This is a genomic window from Brucella sp. IR068 (assembly GCF_049065885.1).
Lineage (GTDB): Bacteria > Pseudomonadota > Alphaproteobacteria > Rhizobiales > Rhizobiaceae > Brucella > Brucella intermedia.
Map to the genome: position 1 here is coordinate 66,827 of NZ_JBAKHE010000012.1, position 18,772 is coordinate 85,598.

Sequence of the window (18,772 nt, forward strand, 5' to 3'; positions counted from 1 at the left end):
CATTATGGCCAAAATAGCATTTATCGGCCTTGGCAATATGGGCGGGCCAATGGCCGCAAACCTCGTGAAAGCCGGTCACACCGTGCGCGGTTTCGACCTTTTGCCGCAACATCTTGATGAAGCAAGGACAAACGGTCTCTCGGTCGCTTCGAGCGCCCAGGACGCAGTTGCTGACGTGGACGTGGTGATCACCATGCTGCCGGCGGGAAAGCATGTTCTCGCGGTCTATGAAGACATTGCACCAACGGCACGCAGAGATTCACTTTTCATCGACTGTTCCACAATCGATGTGGATTCGGCGCGCAAGGCACATGAACTGGCCGCGAGCCACGGACATCTTTCAATCGATGCGCCGGTTTCCGGCGGCACCGGGGGCGCTTCCGCAGGCACATTGACTTTCATGGCTGGCGGAAGCGACGAAGCGTTCAAGCGCGGCGAGCCGATCCTCCAGCCCATGGCCGGAAAGATCGTGCATTGTGGCGGCAATGGCGCGGGACAGGCCGCGAAGATATGCAACAATATGATCCTCGGCATATCGATGATCGGTGTCAGCGAAGCCTTTGTTCTTGCGGAAAAGCTGGGACTTTCACATCAGGCCCTCTTCGACGTGGCTTCGACTTCATCGGGGCAATGCTGGTCGCTGACGACCTATTGTCCTGTTCCCGGCCCCGTTCCTACGTCGCCTGCCAATCGGGACTATAAACCCGGCTTTGCCGCAGCCCTGATGCTGAAAGACCTCAAGCTCTCTCAGGAAGCCGCTCAAAGCGCTGGCGCTGAAACGCCGCTCGGAGCGCATGCGCAGGAACTCTACCGTCTCTTCGACAGCGAGGGCCACGGCGGCGAAGACTTTTCAGGCATCATCAATTATCTGCGCGCTAAATCTGGAGCAAGGTAAACAAATCCCCATGCAAAAAACTTGCATTGTTTAGATTTGCTTAAGTGTCTGATAACCGTACGGTAACGATGTTGAGCTAGAAAGGAGCAAGAGGCGGTTCACACCGGCTCGACGCTCCGGATCTGGTACTGCGTACCGGAGCTAAGTATATCCCGCCAGTGTATTGTTCGGCGGAGATGCCATGCGTAATTGGCAAAACCGTGCACCTTTGGCAGCGCGGTTTTTGCCGTTCCTGGCCTGAAAATACTGCCGTATCAGCACTAGGCTCAGGAACTGTTAATCTGACGGACATGGTGTGAGGCTCGCAGCTTTTATCATTTCCATTGCTGGTCTCCATTAAATTGTTGGGTCTCGAGCCCAGACCTCTTGCCCCCACGTTATTGCCCAATTACACGCCTTTGTTACAAAGCTTTTTGAGCCGTCCGATTGAAATCCGGACATAATCCTGTGAAATGCAGTGTGCCTCCAATGGCGCGCCTGCACAGGCCATATTTTATTCGGGGCAATGAGTTTGACCGCACAACGATCAGCCACCGCTATTTCCAGCGCAGACAGGAAGCTCTTCGGCCTGCCCGTGGCTGTCATTTTCGTGCTGTGCTATTTTGCGTTCCAGGCCGTTCTTGTCACTGTTGTTTCGAACGGTGCCGGTCTCGATGACGCTGAACAATTGGCGAATATCGGCTATCTGGACTGGGGCTATGGCGGATCGCAACCCCCTCTCTATACATGGATTACCAACCTGGCGGCGTCATTGCTCGGCACCTCGATGCTCACGCTGCAGATCGTCAAGTTCAGCCTTCTCGCAAGCCTGTTCCTGAGCGTTTACGGCGCGATGAAATTGCTTGGTTTTTCGCGCATTATTGCGTCGGCCAGCATGCTCGGATTGTTCCTCATTCCGCAAATTGGATGGGAATCGCAGCGCGCATTGACGCATTCAGTTGCAGGTACCGCCGGTTGTGGCTGGGCATTTCTGGCTTTTGCCTGGCATATGCGGGCGCGTCACGCGGGATCTGCTGCCGCTCTTGGCGTCGCGATGGCTGCGGCACTTCTCGGCAAGTTCAACGCGTCGTTTTTCCTGATCATGCTGATTGTGACGGGCCTTCTCATGCCCGAATATCGCCGGATACTGCTCTCCAGGCTCAGTCTCGTAACGGTTCTGACATTCGCGATCTGCTTCGGACCAACCGCGACCTGGATGCTGGCGCACAAATCGAGTGTCATGGCGCGTGCGAGCAAGTTTGAGATCGGCGCTTCCGGCAATCTGCTCTTCGACAGGCTGATGGGCGTCGAAAGCCTCATTGAAGCGGCATTTCTGTTCTCAATCCTTGCGATCGCGATTGCTGGCATCATCGCGCTTATTCACTGGAGGAAACGTAACGCACCCGCAACCCCGCTGACCACCGGCGAAAAATTTCTCCGTCTCCTCATCTTGGTCGGGCTGGTTATTGTGCTTGTGGGTGTTGTGGCGACCGGTGCCAATAACGTGAAAGACCGCTGGCTGCAGCCAGTGCTGTTTCTGACTCCGGCACTGATGGCGAGCCTTATGGGGCGTTATCGGATCGGAGATCGGCCTTTGTTCGACTATGCCGTCGTCAGCGCTGTTGCCGCGCTGATTGTTCCGCCGGTGTTGAGCTACAATCTGACCTACGGCTCCGGCTCGCCGCCTTACGGCCAACTCGACTATCGACATCTTTATGAGGAAGTGCAGGCGAAAGGCCCGTTCAAGACGATCCTGACGGACAATGCCCAGATACCGGGCAATTTCAGATTATTTGATTCTGCCTTACGAGTAGTGCACCCAGAAACACCGGATACCAGAGCGCATTTGACGCCACCTGTCCTCGTGATGTGGTTTGGTGGGGCTGAACCAAATGAGCGCATTGCCGCCTTGTTGCAGAACGCAAATATAGCCGTGCCTCATGAAAGCATCGTAACCACGGAAGTTGTATACAAAACCCGGCCCGACAAGCATATGACGGTCAGCTATTTTCTGGTGCCGTAGCGAAATGGCCCGGGTCTTCCCGGGCCATTTGTTCTTTATTCTACGGTATCCTGGACCGCATGTGCGGTACTCTTTACATCGCGGCCAACGCCTCGAACCGTGTTTGCGCAGGAGGCGAGCGTAAATGCGCAGAGAACGATAGCTAATGGGACAAGTCGGGTCAGCTTCATGACAGTCTCTCCAATGGGATGCGCGTTTCTGCCCTTTTGAAGGAGCAGACGCCTAAAGTTCCAAGCCTATTCAAACCAGTTATGCCTCCCGCCGCATACAAGCCCCTGCTCGGCAGCTGGCGGTGAAGCCGATTCACTCGGCTGTCACACAAGAAATCTAGCGCAGCGTTTTTCACTGGCAAGAGAATGCTTTAGTCCTATCCCAATAAACTGTGATCTTCATCAGCAAGCACGGAAGGTCTCGAACCGCCCGGAGCGACGATAACCTTCGAAAACACTTCGCAAATGGTCGGCGACAACCTGAATATGCGGACCGGCTTCCGGTTTCACAACCATGCCAAGCTGATAGCGACCGAGAGCAGGCAAGCCGTGCTCCGGCCCCAAAGCAACGATTCCTTCACTCAACAGCGTTTTACCGAAAGGCGCGATGGCAAGATCAGCCATGATTGCGGCCCGCTGCCCGGTCGAGTGTGAACTCATATAAGCGATCCGATAAGGACGCCCGCTGCTTTCAAGCGCTTCGAGCGCATTGCCCCGCCAGGCGCAGCCCTCTTCCCATATGGAGAGCGGCAAAGGGTCCCGGCGATAAGCCGTACCACACTTGGCGCCAGCCCACACCAGTTCCTCGTCCAGCAAAACTTCCACATCGCCTTTGTTGGGCACCGTGTGGGAAATATTGATCAGCGTCACATCCAGTCGGCGCTCATCCAGCCGCTTGCGCAGGTTGCTGCTTTGGTCGATCACCACATCGACCGTTACCCCCGGATGGCTTTCAGAAAAACGCTTCAACACGAGAGGCAGGACACATTCGCCAATATCGTCCGGCGAGCCCAGCCGGACCACGCCGGTCACCGTGGGCGCAACGAATTTCGACACCGCTTCGCGATTGAGAGCCAGAAGACGCCGCGCATAGCCGAGCAGAATCTCACCATCGCTGGTCAACGTGACCGAACGCGCGTCACGGTCGAAAACCGCTACCTCCAGCTGTTCTTCCAGTTTCTTGATCTGCATCGAAACAGCAGACGGCGTGCGGAACACCGCGTTCGCCGCTGAAGAAAAGCTTCCGGTATCGGCAATCGCCACAAATGTGCGCAACACATCAATATCGAGCATCGGAAGAGGATGTTGAACGGGCGCTGTCATGACGGACTCCGTTTCTAGCACTTTGTTCAAATTTTCTGATCTTAAGCCTTTCTATATTTCGTTTGATTGAACGTCAAGCGGAATACATATTCAGAGCATCAACAAGGCGAGCTGCAGCGAACGCATCAACCGGACTTTCTGAACGAGGAGAGAGAAAATGACCGTTCAATGCCAAACCGCTTCCCATGGCAAGGCGGCGACAGTTCGCTTCCTGCCAACTTGGACCGTCACAAATGCGCCGTCATGGCTTCTGGAACTTCACTCCAGAATGCGGCAGCAGCTGCAAATCTGGGCTTATGAGGGACGCGTGAAGCGCAGCCGCCGGGTACTGGAATCATTGCCTGAACACATACTGCACGATATTGGCTGGCCCAACGTGGATGATCGGCTGGCCGGCACCCCGCGAAATCCGGCCGAAATCCGGCGCAAAAACTGAAATCGATTGAGGGCGACCATGCGGCCCGCCCTCAATTTCCCGACATTGAAATACCTTTTCGCGGCAGGCATTTAGCCGCACTTTGCAACCTACCCGTTCTGTGTCTCAATAGAACACTATCTTGTTTGCGTCATCACCTGCCCCCTGTGAATCCGGGTATGCGCGACAGGATCGCCGGTCTGAAAGCGACCGGATAGAAACCGGGCCCAAAATGACCCGGAGTCGTGACGGAGACACAAGGCCTCAGCTGCGTCGGGAACCGCGGCCAAAGCCTTCGAGAATGGGAACGATCGGGCATGATCCAGGCTTCATCGGTTAAGCGGTCTATTGTCTTTTTTCTTGTTCCAAATTTTTCGATGATTGCTTTCGCAACGGCCATCGAGCCATTGCGCATTGCAAATCGAATGCTGGGCTATGACGCCTATCGTTGGCGGCTGACATCTGTCGACGGAAAGCCGGTGACGGCCTCCAATGGCGTGGAATGCGCTGTCAACGCATCGCTGGAAGACGAGCGGCGCTTTTTACAGCGCGAACAGCGTCCATCGATGGTGTTCGTCTGTTCAGGCGTCTACGTAGAAGAATTCAGGAACAAATCAGTCTTTGCGTGGCTGCGCGAGGAGTATAATCGCGGTGTTGCCGTCGGCGGGCTTTGTACTGGCGCCCACATACTGGCGGCAGCCGGACTTCTATCCGGAAAACGCTGCGCAATTCACTGGGAAAATCTTCCGGGTTTTTCGGAGGCTTTCCCCAAGGCCGAGGTATATGCCGATCTTTTTGAGGTGGATAGCAACCTCTACACCTGCGCCGGCGGAACAGCTTCTCTCGATATGATGCTGAAACTGATTGGCGACGATTTCGACGCGAACCTGGTCAACAAGATTTGCGAGCAGGCCCTGACCGATCGTGTTCGCAGCCCACAGGATCGCCAGCGCCTGCCACTGCGCGCCCGCCTCGGCATTCAAAATTCGAAGGTACTGACCATTATCGAGATGATGGAAGCCAACCTTTCGGAACCGCAGGCGCTGATCAATGTCGCCCATACGATAGGCCTGTCCCGCCGGCAGGTTGAACGACTTTTCCGCCAGGAAATGGGCCGATCTCCGGCGCGCTATTACCTCGAAATCCGGCTAGATCGGGCACGGCACCTGTTGCTGCAGTCGTCCATGCCGGTCGTTGAGGTTGCAGTTGCCTGCGGTTTCGTATCCGCGTCGCATTTTTCCAAATGCTACCGGGAACTATATGGGCGCTCGCCCCAACAGGAACGTGCTGAGCGCAAAATGCTCATCGCTGCCTGAGCACGATATCGAACGGGAACGGTGCGGGCTCTTGAACGGGAGGGCTCGGCCCTTCCGGCTTTCGAAAGAAAATCAAAACCATACAGTTCTTTTCGGAATCACTTACGTAAGGCGTGCTGTGTGCCCCCTCGGATGGGCTAGCACGTCGCGAACAGAACAGCATCTTTCGGCCATTCGGCGATTTCCAGAAGCTGCCATGCAGTCGTCTGGCGCTGCGAATATGTCGTATAAAGGCAAATGTCGCGGCCAGCCAACGACTATGGTTTTGTAAAAATACCAACTAGGGTCGCATAAAATGGCAGAGTTTCCTAAGAAGGCGAAAGTTGTGATTGTCGGGCTGGGCGGTATCGTCGGGGCCTCGGTTGCACATCATCTGATCGAGCGCGGCTGGGATGATATCGTCGGCATCGATAAATCCGGCATTCCGACCGACATCGGCTCGACAGCCCATGCGTCAGACTTCTGCTATGCGACGAGCCACGACTTCCTTTCCTGCTGGACGACGCTCTATTCCATCGATTTCTACGAAAAGATGGGGCATTACGCCCGCGTCGGCGGTATCGAAGTGGCGCGCGTGGGCGACGATGCCCGCATGGACGAAATCAAGCGCAAGGTTGCATCGGGCAAGGCCTTCGGCACCCGCGCGCGGTTGATGGAACCGGCGGAGATAAAGGAAAAGTTCCCTCTCATCGAGGAGAGCCTCGTTCAAGGCGGCCTGTGGGACCCGGATGCCGGCCTGGTTATCCCGCGCTCGCAGACCGTTGCCGGCAAGCTGATCGATCAGGCGGAGGCCGCAGGCAAGCTGCAGAGTTTCGCCAACACGCCTGCACAGTCGCTGATCGTGGAAAACGGTCGCATCAAGGGCGTCGTCACGCATCGTGGCAGCATCGAGGCCGATTATGTCATCATCTGTGCGGGACTTTGGGGCCGCCTGATTGCCGAAATGGTTGGCGAAGACCTGCCTGTCATGCCGATCGATCATCCGCTGACATTTTTCGGTCCCTATACCGAGTTCGAAGGAACGGGCAAGGAAATCGGCTGGCCGCTCATGCGCGATCAGGGCAACTCGGCCTATATGCGCGATACGGGCGATCCAAAGACCGCCGAAGGCGGACAGATCGAATGGGGCTATTACGAAGAAAAGAACCCGCGCTTGTGCCATCCTCGTGACCTTCTGGAAAAGCATGAAGCGCGTCTCTCGCCATCGCAGCGCGACCTTGAAATGGACCAGATTCTGGAACCGCTGGAGCGTGCAATCGAACTGACGCCCATTCTGGGCGAACTTGGCTATAATGAAAGCCACTCCTTCAACGGCTTCCTGCAAGTCACGACCGATGGCGGTCCATCCATGGGCGAAAGCCAGAAGGTGCGCGGCCTGTGGTATGCCGTCGCCATCTGGGTCAAGGACGGCCCCGGCATGGGTAAGCTCATTGCTGACTGGATGACCGACGGCCGCACATCCATCGACCATCACGCTATCGACTATTCGCGCTTTTATCCGCATCAGATGACAGAAAAGTTCATCTGGGACCGCTGCACGGAAACCGCGATGAAGGTTTATAATCCGGCAGTTCACCCGCGCGAACCCTTTTCAAAGGGCCGCAACATCCGCCGTTCGCCGTTCTACGAACGTGAGGTCGAACTCGGCGGCTATTTCATGGAACTGGGCGGATGGGAGCGTGCGCATGGCTACGCCGCCAATGAGCACCTGCTGGAGAAATACGGCGACCGCGTTCCCGTGCGCGAGAACGAATGGGACAACCGCCATTTCTGGCGCGTTTCCAATGCCGAACATCTCGAACTCACCGAAAACTGCGGCATCATCAATCTCTCCCACTTCGCCATGTACGATATCGAAGGCCCCGACCAAGTCGAACTGATGGAGTGGCTGTGTGCTGCCAAGATTGGCGGCGACGCCAATATCGGCAAGGGTATCTATACCCACTTCCTCGATGACGAAGGCATGGTGCGCGCCGACTTCACAGCAATCCGCATGGCTGATCGTATCCGCATGATCAATGGCGCCGATGCCGGGCCTCGTGACTTCCACTATATGCGCCGCGTAGCCGAAGATAAGGGCTTTGACGTCACCATCACCGATGTGACCGAAAAATACGTCACCATCGGCATCTGGGGTCCGAATGCACGTGAAAACCTGAAAAAGGTGGTTGAGAACCCGGAAGGCCTTGATGCGGAAAACTTCCCGTTCGCTGCCATCAAGCCTATCAGGATTGCAGGCAAAGACGTTACCGCCTTCCGTATCTCCTATGTCGGCGAGCAGGGTTGGGAACTGCATATGCGTTATGAAGACGGCCTCGCCGTCTGGGATGCGCTTCGCTCCACCGGCGTGATTGCGGTCGGTGTCGAGACCTACGCCAACACGCGGCGCATGGAAAAGAGCCTGCGCCTGCAAAATGCCGATCTGCTGACCGAATACAATCTTCTGGAAGCAGATCTTGCCCGTCCTAAGGTCAAGGAAGCTGACTTCCGTGGCAAGGCAAAGTATCTGGAATATCGCGCCCGCGAGCACCAACCGGCCATGCTTTGCACGCTGGTAATGACTGACAATCTCGATAAGAACGGCGTGGCCCGTTATCCGGTCGGCATCATGCCAGTACAGGACCCTGAAACGGGAGAAACGCTTGTCGACGAATTGGGCCGCCGGTCTTTCACCACATCCGTCGCTTATGGCCCGACCATCGGCAAGAATATTGCTCTTGCTTATCTGCCCTGGGCTTATTGCCAGGAAGGCCGCAAACTGAGCGTGGAATATTTCGGTGAGACTTATCCGGTCGAAGTACGCTCTATCGGTTATAAACCGCTCTACGATCCGGAAAACTTGAAGCCTCGAAGCTGAACACTTTTTATAAAAAAAGCCGAGGGTGTCGCCTCGGCTTTTTTATTACCGGAGGAAGTGTTATTTCAATGTTGCCTTGCCACCGCTGATCGTGATCTTTTCATCACCGGTCAATGCTTCACGATCCCCATTGGGAAAGGTCACAAAACAACCTGAAGCGCAGAAATCCACCGTCTCACCCGGCGCGACGATCATTTCGCGCTTGGAAGCGCCTTCCGTAACCACAACCGTCTGAGGGCCGCTATCATTATTGGATATCTGGGCAGCGTAGGCGCCGCCAGTCGAGACCGCAAAACCAATTGCTGCACCAAGAACAAGTTTGCCCAAACTGTTGAGCTGATTTGTGTTCATATCGTCCCGACCTTTCTATCGCTCCCGCTGCGATATATCCTGTGTCGCGTGAGCCCTATTGCCCTGAGACAGCCCTTTATAAGCGGACAAAACTGAACTGCAACTGAACGTAATGTTCATCAAGCGCGATCATCGTCCTTGTCCTTGGCTTCCGGCTTTTCCGCACTTGCCTTTTTTGTCCTGACCGCAGACGAATTCTCTCTTTCCTGCTGCATTAACCCGGAAAGTTTTTCGATTTCCGGCACGCTGAGGATGAGATCGGTCGAGGATGAGGACAGATGCAGTCCTTCTTCATGGAAACGCTCGACGATCTGGAAACGCAGCTCATTCTTGATGCCGCCGGTCGATGTAATATCGGCTACATGAGCATAGATATCAAAAACCATCAGTGAATCGTTCATGCTTTGAAAAGCGACGAAAGGCTCCGGATTCTTCAAGATTGATGGATGGCCACGAACGATTTCCAGCAGCAATGCATGAACCCGGCGCGGTTCCGCAGTATAGGAGGCCTGCACGTTGATATCGATGCGTCCAAGCTTGTTGCGATGAGTCCAGTTGCCAACGTTACCATTGATAAGCGTCGAATTGGGCACGATGATCGACTGCTTCTGGAAAGTTTCGACTTCCGTCGCGCGCACGCTGATCTTCTTGACGATACCACTGACCGTGCCGGCCTCCACCCAGTCGCCTACCTTGAAGGGACGCTCGGCGAGCAGGATGAGACCTGAAACAAAGTTCTGAACGATATTCTGCAGGCCAAAACCGATACCGAGTGAAAGACCACCGGCAATAAGAGCGAGATTCGACATGTTGAACCCGGCTGCCGATATCCCCATCAAGGCCGCCAGACAGAGACCGACATACCCTATGACCGTGCGGATCGAATTGCGTACGCCGGAATCGACGCGCCCGCGCGCCATGACACTGTTGTCGAGCCAGTTCTGGAACCATCGCGTCAGCAGATAACCGATCACAAACAGCAGCACGCCTGACAGCAGCCCCATCAGCGAGATTGACATATTGCCGATCTGGAAGCCGGTCATCAGCTGATAGAATGTGCTTTTCAGTTCCGCCCACTGGAAGCCCAGCTGCATCAGAACAAGCGGAATACCGATCAGCGCCACGACGAGATTGATCAGGATGCCTGCTGCGAGGCCAAGCTGATCCAGCGTCGCGTCATCGAAATGAAAGCGCTCCCGCATTGCCCTGCCGATCTGGCTGGATGCAAAAGCCTGCTCCTCGGAAATCGCACGCCCGGTCAGGAAACCCATATACATGGTCACAAGGAATGCGCCGGTCACCACGATCTGCTGCGATATGAAGCGCGCCATGCCTATATAGCCGAAGACCGCAGTCAGAATAGGCAAAAGCCCCAATATGATGAGGAACGTTCTGAAGGCACGCGGCCACGACCGGACAATGCCATCCTTTTCGCGCTCAACGGGCTTCAGGAAAGCAATCGCCAGAATAAGAACACCGACCATTACGGTAGCGAGCAGGCTTTTCGCCATCGTCAGCGACAGCGGTGATGAAAGTATCTGATTGACCGTTCCGAAGAAGGAATCGAGCCCGCTTGTCAGCGCCGTTCCCGTTATCAGCCAGCCCAGAACTCGTCCCGGACGCGGCGCGACCGGAACCAGCCGCCATTGCGGCATATCAGAGCTGATGCAGGCGGATGCCAGCCTGTGGATGAAGAAAACCAGCCCGAGCACCAGAAAAAGCGACTGGAGAAGAGACGCAATGTCCGTTCTCAAGACGTTGAAGTAATTCAGAAAAAAGTACGTGGTCGCCAAGAATACACCGACAGCCGCCGATGGTATTACCGTGGACCAGAAGGCCACCGACAGTCGGCTCAGATAGGAGGGCGACTCCACCGTTGGATCACGCTGGTACAGCGTTCCCAGAACGCGTCGCGCACCCAGCTGGATGACCAACGCGGCTACGAACGCAAAAAAGGCGGCGGCGAGAAACGAATTGAGCTTGAACGTGCTTACAAAGCGCCACCATGACTGGACGATGCGCCAGAGCGATACCATTTGAGAGCTCGCCGCCGATGCAACCTCAGTCCCCAGCGTCGTGTCGATGTTCACGCGCTGGGAAAGCGTCCTTGCAAAAAGATCTCGGCGCATATCCCCGATTTTTGCGGACATCTGGTTGACGGAAAGCGACGTATCCTCCGTCTCGCCGACAATCGCATTGATTTCCGCCTTTTCGGAGGTCAGCCGGGCACGTTCTTCGCTGACGATGGCCGGTTCAGGCGGCTGATCGCTCGACGGCGCTGGCCCCAGCTGTTCCAGCCGCGTGTTGATTTCGCTTAGACGCGGACGGAATGAAACACCGGCATCAAGAAGCTTCTTTGAAAGAGAATCCAACTGGAGCTTGAGGTTGGCGAGCGTTTCATCGTTTGAAGCCGCTTTCGGAAGCTGATCGCTGATCCGTTTCGTCTGCTGCTGCAGATCGTCGATAACGGGCCTTTGCTGCTTAACGATATTGGAAACCGGCGTGGGCTGATCAGTGGCAGCAGGCGCTTGCTGGGCTGTATTGCTCTGGGGAGCCGCAACTGGTGAGGCTTGCGTCGCGGCCGGTGTCGGCTGCTTATTGTCCTGCGCGATGGCGGGCGCAAGGCTCCCCGGCGACAGGACGCCGATCAGAAGAGAAAATGCAAGAACACGAAACGTCGATGAATATGCCAATTCAATTCTGCCGTTAAACAAGACATGGTTTCAACATAAAGCGCCCTAAAACGGATGCAAGGCGTGGCTGTTTACAAGATTTCATCGCGCGTAGGAAGCGGACAGATACCGTATAAGACAAGCCGTGATGCCAGTATTTCCTTGTTCCCGCGAACACAAATGATTAATGAGGATTCGCAATGAGTGTGAAAAGCTGGCTCGACTCCACGGATAGACTCTAGAGAAAGTCTTGGCGAATTGATGAAGGGCATAACAAACACGGAACAGCACAAACGGCATGGCTTCATGCTGTTCGTGACCTGCGTTCTGTCTTTTACCGCTTTTCTCTTTGCCGTCGATTTTTCGTCCATTGATGAGGATGCAGCCCGCAGCCATGCCGGGGGGATTGTAGCAAGACAGGTCGAAGGCAGTCCGGCGACACCTGTTCGCCAGCAGTCCACTCCTTCACCCCAGCCCATGCGGGCAATCCTGATCGAAGCCATAGCGGCCAAAATCAAGACAGCTTATCTCGATGGCACCGGGGCGGCCCTGCTCGTTGCTTCGGCAGGCGTGATACTGCCAGAGACGAAATCAGCCGAAGCGGCGCAGAATTTCCCGCGTCTCGCGGTCTTGCAGAGACATTTTGGCTCTGCCCGTGCGCCTCCGAAAAGCGCATAATACGCCATTCTTGATGATTGGCCCTTACCAATCCTAACGCCCGTAATAAACAAAGCCCGCACCGCCACTCAGTAAGTGGCAATTGGGGCGCACCAACCGGAACCTTAATCCATGCGTACTTCGAAATGGGTGGTTGCGCTGTATAGCCTGATCGTTGTGATCGGCGTTATCATCGCCTTGCCCAACTTTTTTACCCAGAAGCACCTTGACGCGATGCCGTCCTGGTTCCCGAAGCGTCAGGTCACGCTCGGTCTCGACCTGCGCGGCGGCTCCTATCTCGTGCTTGAAGTCGATGCCGCTGGTCTGAAAAAGGACCGTCTGCGGACCCTGCTCGACGATGCCCGCAGCAAGCTGCGCGCCGAGCGTATCCAGCCGCAGTCTATCCGCGCAGTTGGCGACGCCGTTGTCGTCACCATTCCTGATGCCGATCAGCGTTCCAGGGCGGAAACTGCACTGCGCACCTTGATCTCGCAGGTCAACACCAGCGGTTTCGGCACTGCGATCAACGACATCGATGTCGCCTCGACCGACAACCAGGTGCGCCTGACCCTGACCGAGGCGGGCTTCAACTACCGTCTCGACGCCGCTCTCCAGCAGAGCCTCGAAATCATCCGTCAGCGCGTTGACCAGGTCGGCGTTGCCGAGCCTTCCATCCAGCGTGTGGGTTCGGATCGCATCGTCGTTCAGCTTCCAGGTCTTCAGGACCCGGCACAGCTTCGCCAGCTTCTCGGAAGCACGGCGAAAATGAGCTTCCACATGGTTGCCGATGCCAATCCGAACGATCCGCCGCCTCCGGGCGTAACGATCATGCCGGATTCCAAGAACCCGAACATCAAGTTCCCGATCGAGGATCAGATCGCCCTTTCCGGCGAGCGTCTCACTGACGCGCGTGCAGGGTTCGACCAGCGCACCAATGAACCGATCGTCTCCTTCCGTTTCGACAGCCTTGGGGCCCGCCAGTTCGCGGACATTACGACCAAGAACGTCAATCGTCCGTTCGCAATCGTGCTCGATGGCAAGGTGCTGAGCGCACCGGTCATCCGCGAACCGATCACCGGCGGTTCGGGCCAGATTTCCGGCAGCTTCACAGTCCAGGACACGGTCGTCCTTTCCGCGCTCCTTCGCGCCGGCGCCCTGCCCGCTCCGCTTACCGTTATCGAAGAACGTACCGTTGGTCCGGATCTTGGCGGCGACGCTATCAAGATGGGCCTGATCACCGGTATCGTCGGCTTTGTGCTTGTCGCGGTCTTCATCCAGCTGCTTTATGGCGTCTGGGGTACCATTGCGAACGTGGCGCTGCTGCTCCACACCTTGCTCACCTTCTCTGCACTGAGCCTTATCGGGGCAACTCTGACATTGCCCGGTATTGCCGGTATCATTCTCGGTATTGGGATCGCGGTCGACGCCAATATTCTCATCAACGAACGTATTCGTGAAGAAACGCGCCGGGGCCTCGGAGCCATGGCGGCGCTGGACAAGGGCTTCCACAGCGCTTTCTCCACCATCGTGGATGCGAACGTTACGTCCCTGATCTCGACCTTGCTGCTCTTCACGTTCGGCACAGGTCCGGTTCGCGGCTTTGCCATCACTATGATGCTCGGTATCGCGATCTCCATGTTTACGGATGTGACGCTGGTGCGCATGGTCATGGCCTGGTACGTGCGCAAGCGTAAGCTGAAGGTGCTCGTCATCGAGCCATTCCTGAAATTCGTTCCCGAAAAGACGAACATCAGCTTCATGAACGCCCGTTTCGTCGGCATCGGCGTCTCGATCGTCCTGTCCATCCTTTCGATTGGTCTGTTCTTCAAGCCGGGTCTGAATTACGGCATCGATTTCAAGGGCGGTATCCAGGCGGAAATCGTCACGTCACAACCTGCCGATCTGGCACAATTGCGCGAAAAGCTTGGGGCGCTTGGCCTTGGTGAAGTAGCACTGCAGTCTGCAGGCAGTCCGAATGATGTACTGATCCGTGTGCAGCGTCAGGATGGTGGCGAAGAAGCGCAGACGGCCGCCGTCAACAAGATGCGCCAGGCCGTAACCGAGCTTGATCCGGGCGTGAAGATCGAACGGACGGAAGTCGTCGGTCCGAAGGTTTCGGGCGAATTGGCTCGTTCCGGCTTCATCGCCGTTGTCCTTTCGGCACTCGGTATGCTCATCTATCTGTGGTGGCGTTTCGAGTGGTTCTTCGCGATGGGAGCGATCATCACCCTCGTCCTCGACACCACGAAGATGGTCGGCTTTTTCGCGCTGTTCCAGCTCGACTTCAACCTGACCGCCATCGCAGCGCTTCTGACCGCCATCGGCTACTCGGTAAACGACAAGGTCGTGGTTTATGACCGCATGCGCGAAAACATGCGCCTTTATAAATCGAAACCTCTGCGCGAAATCGTCGACATGAGTATCAATCAGGTGCTCGTGCGCTGTATTTATACATCGGTGACGACATTCCTGTGTATGGTTCCGATGGCCATCTGGGGTGGCAGCGCGGTTCATAATTTTGCCGTGCCGATGCTGTTCGGTATCGTGATCGCAACGTCGTCGTCGATCTTCATCGCCGCTCCGATTCTGCTTCTGCTGGGCAACTGGTGGCAGCACCGGAAGGAAGCCCATCAGGCTATCGAAGACAGCGCTGCAGCGCAGAAATAAAATCATTCGCCGGGCAGGGCTCAGTCCTTGCCCGGCATCCACATGCAAAAAGCCGAGAAGCCAGAGGGGGAAGGCACCTGATGCCCCATGACACGCCTTTGATTGCGACAATCGTCATCGGGTTATGCCTGGCCTTCATCTTCGGTGCGATAGCCACCCGTTTGAAAATCTCGCCCCTCGTTGGCTATCTCCTTGCCGGTGTTATTGCCGGTCCCCATACTCCCGGCTTCGTCGCAGATCAGGACCTCATCCTTCAGCTCGCCGAAATCGGTGTCATCCTGCTGATGTTCGGTGTGGGCTTGCATTTTTCGCTTAAGGATCTTCTTTCCGTCAAAGCCATCGCGGTGCCCGGCGCGCTTGCGCAGATTGCCGCCGCTGCCGCACTTGGCACGGGCCTCGGCCTGGCCCTCGGCTGGGATGTTCAGGCGGGTCTGGTTTTCGGCCTGGCCCTTTCAACCGCCAGTACAGTCGTCCTGCTCCGCGCCATGCAGGAGCGCCGCCTGATCGATACCGAGCGTGGGCGCATTGCCGTCGGCTGGCTGATCGTTGAAGATCTCGCCATGGTCATGGCCCTGGTATTGCTTCCGGCCATTGCCAGCGTCACCGGCCGCGCTGAAGGCACGGCAGCAAGCGATCCCATTGTTTCATGGCTTGGCCTCGGCATAGGCGGCATCATTCTTCTCACCATTGCCAAGGTCATTGTCTTCGTTGCGCTGATGCTCATAGTCGGGCGCAAGGTCATACCGTGGCTTCTCAACGTCGTGGCCCAGACCGGCTCACGTGAATTGTTTCGTCTCGGTGTGCTCGCCATAGCACTGGGCGTTGCCTTCGGCGCGGCCCATCTGTTTGGCGTTTCCTTCGCGTTGGGCGCGTTCTTCGCCGGAATGGTGATGAGCGAATCCGAGCTCAGCCATCGGGCAGCGGAAGAATCCCTCCCCTTGCGCGACGCTTTCGCGGTGCTGTTCTTCATTTCCGTCGGGATGCTGTTCGATCCCATGAGCCTTGTTCGCGATCCGCTCCCGCTACTGGGAACACTCGCCATCATTCTCGTCGGAAAATCGGTTGCGGCGTTCTTCATCGTGCGCGCTTTCCGTCGCCCGGTCAGCACGGCGCTCACCATTTCCGCAAGCCTTGCGCAAATCGGTGAGTTCTCCTTCATTCTTGCTGGGTTGGGCGTCAGCCTCAATCTACTCCCTCCGGCGGGGCGCGACCTCATTCTCGCTGGCGCAATCCTCTCGATTTTCCTCAATCCGGTCATGTTCATCGTGGCAGAGCGGATGCGGCCATGGATCGAGAAGCGGAGCAAGGGCGAAATTACAGCTGGTGACAACAGCGATGTCGAACCCAGCATTTCCGAGCCCGAGCCTTTACCGCAAACATTACTGGCCGGACACACGATTGTCGTTGGCTATGGCCAAATCGGTGCGGGGATCGCAGAAGGATTGCAGGCGCAAACTTCGCCTTTCCTCGTGATTGAAGATTCGCCGAAAGTCAGCGCATCTTTGAAGGATAAAGCCATTGAGGCGATTACCGGCAATGCCTCCGATTCGGAAATATTGGAGGCCGCCAATCCGTCAGCTGCTCGAAATCTGGTCATCGCGATACCCAACGCCTTTGAGGCTGGTCGGGTGACAGCGCTGGCTCGAGCTGCCAACCCGGAAATCAACATCGTCGTGCGCGCCTGCTCGAAGGCAGAAGCACAATATCTGCATGATCTTGGCGCCAATTCTGTCATTCTGGGAGAAGAAGAAATTGCAGCCGCCATGGCGAAGGCAATCGGCACCGAGATCAAGAGGAAAAACGCCGACACCGTTTCGGAAGGCGCCCCTCAGACAGGCATAATGGGGATAATATCGGACGGAACAACCGATATTATGGGCAAAAAAGGGGACGATATGAAGCATGAAGGCGTGGTGACCGGTTGATGAAAGCAAAGGATTACATCTGGCCGGTCGTAGGCATTTGCGCAGTTGGAATTTCGGTCTGGCTCCTTTATCGAGAGCTTCGCAGCATCTCGCTGGATGATGTTCTGGACAGTTTTTATGCCATCCGCACCCATCATTGGATTCTTGCGGCTGGCTCCGCGCTTCTCGCCTATAGTTCGCTTGCAGGCTATGATCGTATCGCGCTCATGCATCTCAAGCGCAAAATCTCCTGGCTGTTCATCGCGCTCTGCTCTTTCACCACCTACGCCTTGTCGCACAATATCGGGGCCTCCGTCGTCTCCGGCGCCGTGGTGCGCTATCGAGCGTACTCCTCGCAAGGCATGCCCGGCAGTGAAATCGCCGTTCTCATCGCTTTCTGCTCCTTCACGTTCATTCTTGGCGTCATCATAACTTCCAGCGTCGTTCTTCTACTCGAACCGCACATTCTGATGCGTTTCAACGAGGAGCTGACACCGACAGTCTCTATCGTTATTGCGCTTTTGATGCTGGCATTCGTGCTGGTTTATGTCTTCGGCAGCTGGTTGGGCCTGCGCCCGCTGAAGATCGGCAGCTTCCGTCTGGAATATCCGCGCATGTCGGTGGTTGTGCAGCAGCTCATCGTCGCTCCTCTGGAACTGATCGGCGCCGCCGGCATCATCTATTTTGCCCTGCCCGAAGCCGGCAATCCCGGATTTCTCATTATTCTCGGCATTTTTCTGGTCTCGTTTTCGGCAGCCCTGATATCGCACGCTCCCGGTGGTCTCGGTGTCCTGGAGCTCGTTTTCCTCACAGGTCTGCCGGACATGGATCAGGCCGATGTCCTCGCCGCCCTGATCGTCTTCCGCCTGCTCTACCTGCTTATTCCGTTCGCAATGTCGCTCGTGGTGGTGCTGGTTTTCGAAAAGTCCCAATTTCTGCTGCGCTGGAACGAAAAACAGCAGAAATAGGAGCGGACCAAGGGTGGAGTATATTTTTCACAAACTCCGCCCTTATTTGAATTTATCTTCCTTAAAATAGCGGCTGACGCCGCCTATCTTGGAACCAGTTTCGCGAAGCATCGACATTGCGAAATTGAACGCCCTCCCAAGGCTTTATCCAAGAGGAAAAAACGCATGCCTGCGACATTGATCATCCCCGGTTACAAGGGATCGGAAGCAGGCCACTGGCAGCGCCAATGGTTGCATGACGATCCGTCAGCATTGCTCGTCGAACAGGACGACTGGCACTATCCCGTTCTATCCGACTGGATGCACGCGCTCGAAGCCAAGCTGGCTGAAAATCCCGGCGCAGTTCTGGTTGCCCATAGTTTGGGCTGTGCGCTCGTCGCACATCTGGCGAGCCGCCCATCGGCCGCTCATGTGGCGGGTGCACTTCTCGTTGCACCGGCCGACGCCGAGACCATGGCCCGCAAGGATAGCCGCTTCCAGAGCTTTGCCCCGCTGCCCCGCCATGAACTGGGTTTTCCTTCCATCGTCGTGGCAAGTCGTAACGATGAATATATGAGCTTTGCCAAGGCTGAAGCGCTTTCGCATGTGTGGGGATCGGGGTTTGTCGATCTTGGTCATGCCGGTCACATCAACGTGGCAAGCGGATTCAGCCGCTGGCCTGAGGGGATTATCCTCGCGTCCTCTCTTCACAGAGAACCTGTAAACAATACGCTTTCCCAAGCAGCGTGACCGCCCAGCCGCCCATTTTTCGAATG

14 protein-coding genes are annotated in these 18,772 nt (G+C 56.2%); 10 read left to right on the forward strand and 4 right to left on the reverse strand.

Features of this window, described 5'->3' with window-relative positions; all coding sequences use genetic code 11:
• Positions 1-4: 4 nt before the first annotated feature.
• Together mmsB and ACOWVS_RS18395 are read left to right on the forward strand one after the other, a co-directional pair.
• A complete protein-coding gene (gene mmsB, locus ACOWVS_RS18390) occupies positions 5-895 on the forward strand; it encodes a 3-hydroxyisobutyrate dehydrogenase (protein ID WP_021586004.1) in 891 nt (296 codons plus the stop codon).
• Positions 896-1,400: 505 nt separating this feature from the next.
• A complete protein-coding gene (locus ACOWVS_RS18395) occupies positions 1,401-2,897 on the forward strand; it encodes a glycosyltransferase family 39 protein (protein WP_031346352.1) in 1,497 nt (498 codons plus the stop codon).
• A 35-nt stretch (positions 2,898-2,932) separates the two neighbouring features.
• Here the strand turns inward: ACOWVS_RS18395 and ACOWVS_RS18400 are convergent, their stop codons facing one another.
• Complete coding sequence (locus ACOWVS_RS18400; RefSeq protein ID WP_006470280.1) at positions 2,933-3,067, reverse strand: entericidin A/B family lipoprotein; 135 nt, start codon at positions 3,065-3,067, stop codon at positions 2,933-2,935.
• A gap of 222 nt (positions 3,068-3,289) precedes the next feature.
• Complete coding sequence (locus ACOWVS_RS18405; RefSeq protein ID WP_021586006.1) at positions 3,290-4,210, reverse strand: LysR family transcriptional regulator; 921 nt, start codon at positions 4,208-4,210, stop codon at positions 3,290-3,292.
• 157 nt (positions 4,211-4,367) lie between these two features.
• Between ACOWVS_RS18405 and ACOWVS_RS18410 the strand changes: the two genes are divergently transcribed.
• The 3 genes from ACOWVS_RS18410 (at position 4,368) to ACOWVS_RS18420 (ending at position 8,798) form a co-directional block, all read left to right on the forward strand.
• A complete protein-coding gene (locus tag ACOWVS_RS18410; RefSeq protein WP_021586007.1) occupies positions 4,368-4,646 on the forward strand; it encodes a hypothetical protein in 279 nt (92 codons plus the stop codon).
• Positions 4,647-4,942: 296 nt separating this feature from the next.
• Positions 4,943-5,941, forward strand: coding sequence for a GlxA family transcriptional regulator (locus ACOWVS_RS18415; protein WP_021586008.1), 999 nt, complete (start codon positions 4,943-4,945; stop codon positions 5,939-5,941).
• Positions 5,942-6,236: 295 nt separating this feature from the next.
• Positions 6,237-8,798: a GcvT family protein gene (locus ACOWVS_RS18420; protein WP_031346354.1), complete on the forward strand. Its 2,562-nt coding sequence runs from the start codon at positions 6,237-6,239 to the stop codon at positions 8,796-8,798.
• A gap of 60 nt (positions 8,799-8,858) precedes the next feature.
• On the opposite strand, the gene ACOWVS_RS18425 is transcribed toward ACOWVS_RS18420, so the two are convergent.
• Both ACOWVS_RS18425 and ACOWVS_RS18430 read right to left on the reverse strand, forming a co-directional pair.
• Positions 8,859-9,149: a hypothetical protein gene (locus ACOWVS_RS18425; RefSeq protein WP_006467123.1), complete on the reverse strand. Its 291-nt coding sequence runs from the start codon at positions 9,147-9,149 to the stop codon at positions 8,859-8,861.
• A 119-nt stretch (positions 9,150-9,268) separates the two neighbouring features.
• Positions 9,269-11,842 (reverse strand): mechanosensitive ion channel family protein, encoded by a 2,574-nt coding sequence (locus ACOWVS_RS18430; protein WP_021586696.1) that lies wholly within the window; start codon positions 11,840-11,842, stop codon positions 9,269-9,271.
• 240 nt (positions 11,843-12,082) lie between these two features.
• Here ACOWVS_RS18430 and ACOWVS_RS18435 point away from each other — a divergent pair, with 240 nt between their 5' ends.
• The 5 genes from ACOWVS_RS18435 (at position 12,083) to ACOWVS_RS18455 (ending at position 18,746) form a co-directional block, all read left to right on the forward strand.
• On the forward strand, positions 12,083-12,499 hold the full coding sequence (locus ACOWVS_RS18435; RefSeq protein WP_021586695.1) for a hypothetical protein: 417 nt from the start codon (positions 12,083-12,085) through the stop codon (positions 12,497-12,499).
• 111 nt (positions 12,500-12,610) lie between these two features.
• A complete protein-coding gene (secD, locus tag ACOWVS_RS18440) occupies positions 12,611-15,145 on the forward strand; it encodes a protein translocase subunit SecD (protein WP_021586694.1) in 2,535 nt (844 codons plus the stop codon).
• Positions 15,146-15,225: 80 nt separating this feature from the next.
• On the forward strand, positions 15,226-17,070 hold the full coding sequence (ybaL, locus tag ACOWVS_RS18445; RefSeq protein ID WP_021586693.1) for a YbaL family putative K(+) efflux transporter: 1,845 nt from the start codon (positions 15,226-15,228) through the stop codon (positions 17,068-17,070).
• Entirely contained in the window at positions 17,070-18,017 is a 948-nt protein-coding gene (locus ACOWVS_RS18450) for a lysylphosphatidylglycerol synthase domain-containing protein (RefSeq protein WP_021586692.1), read from the forward strand. Before ybaL ends, ACOWVS_RS18450 begins: the two co-directional genes overlap by 1 nt.
• Before the next feature lie 165 nt (positions 18,018-18,182).
• Positions 18,183-18,746, forward strand: coding sequence for an alpha/beta hydrolase (locus ACOWVS_RS18455; RefSeq protein ID WP_021586691.1), 564 nt, complete (start codon positions 18,183-18,185; stop codon positions 18,744-18,746).
• Positions 18,747-18,772: the final 26 nt, after the last annotated feature.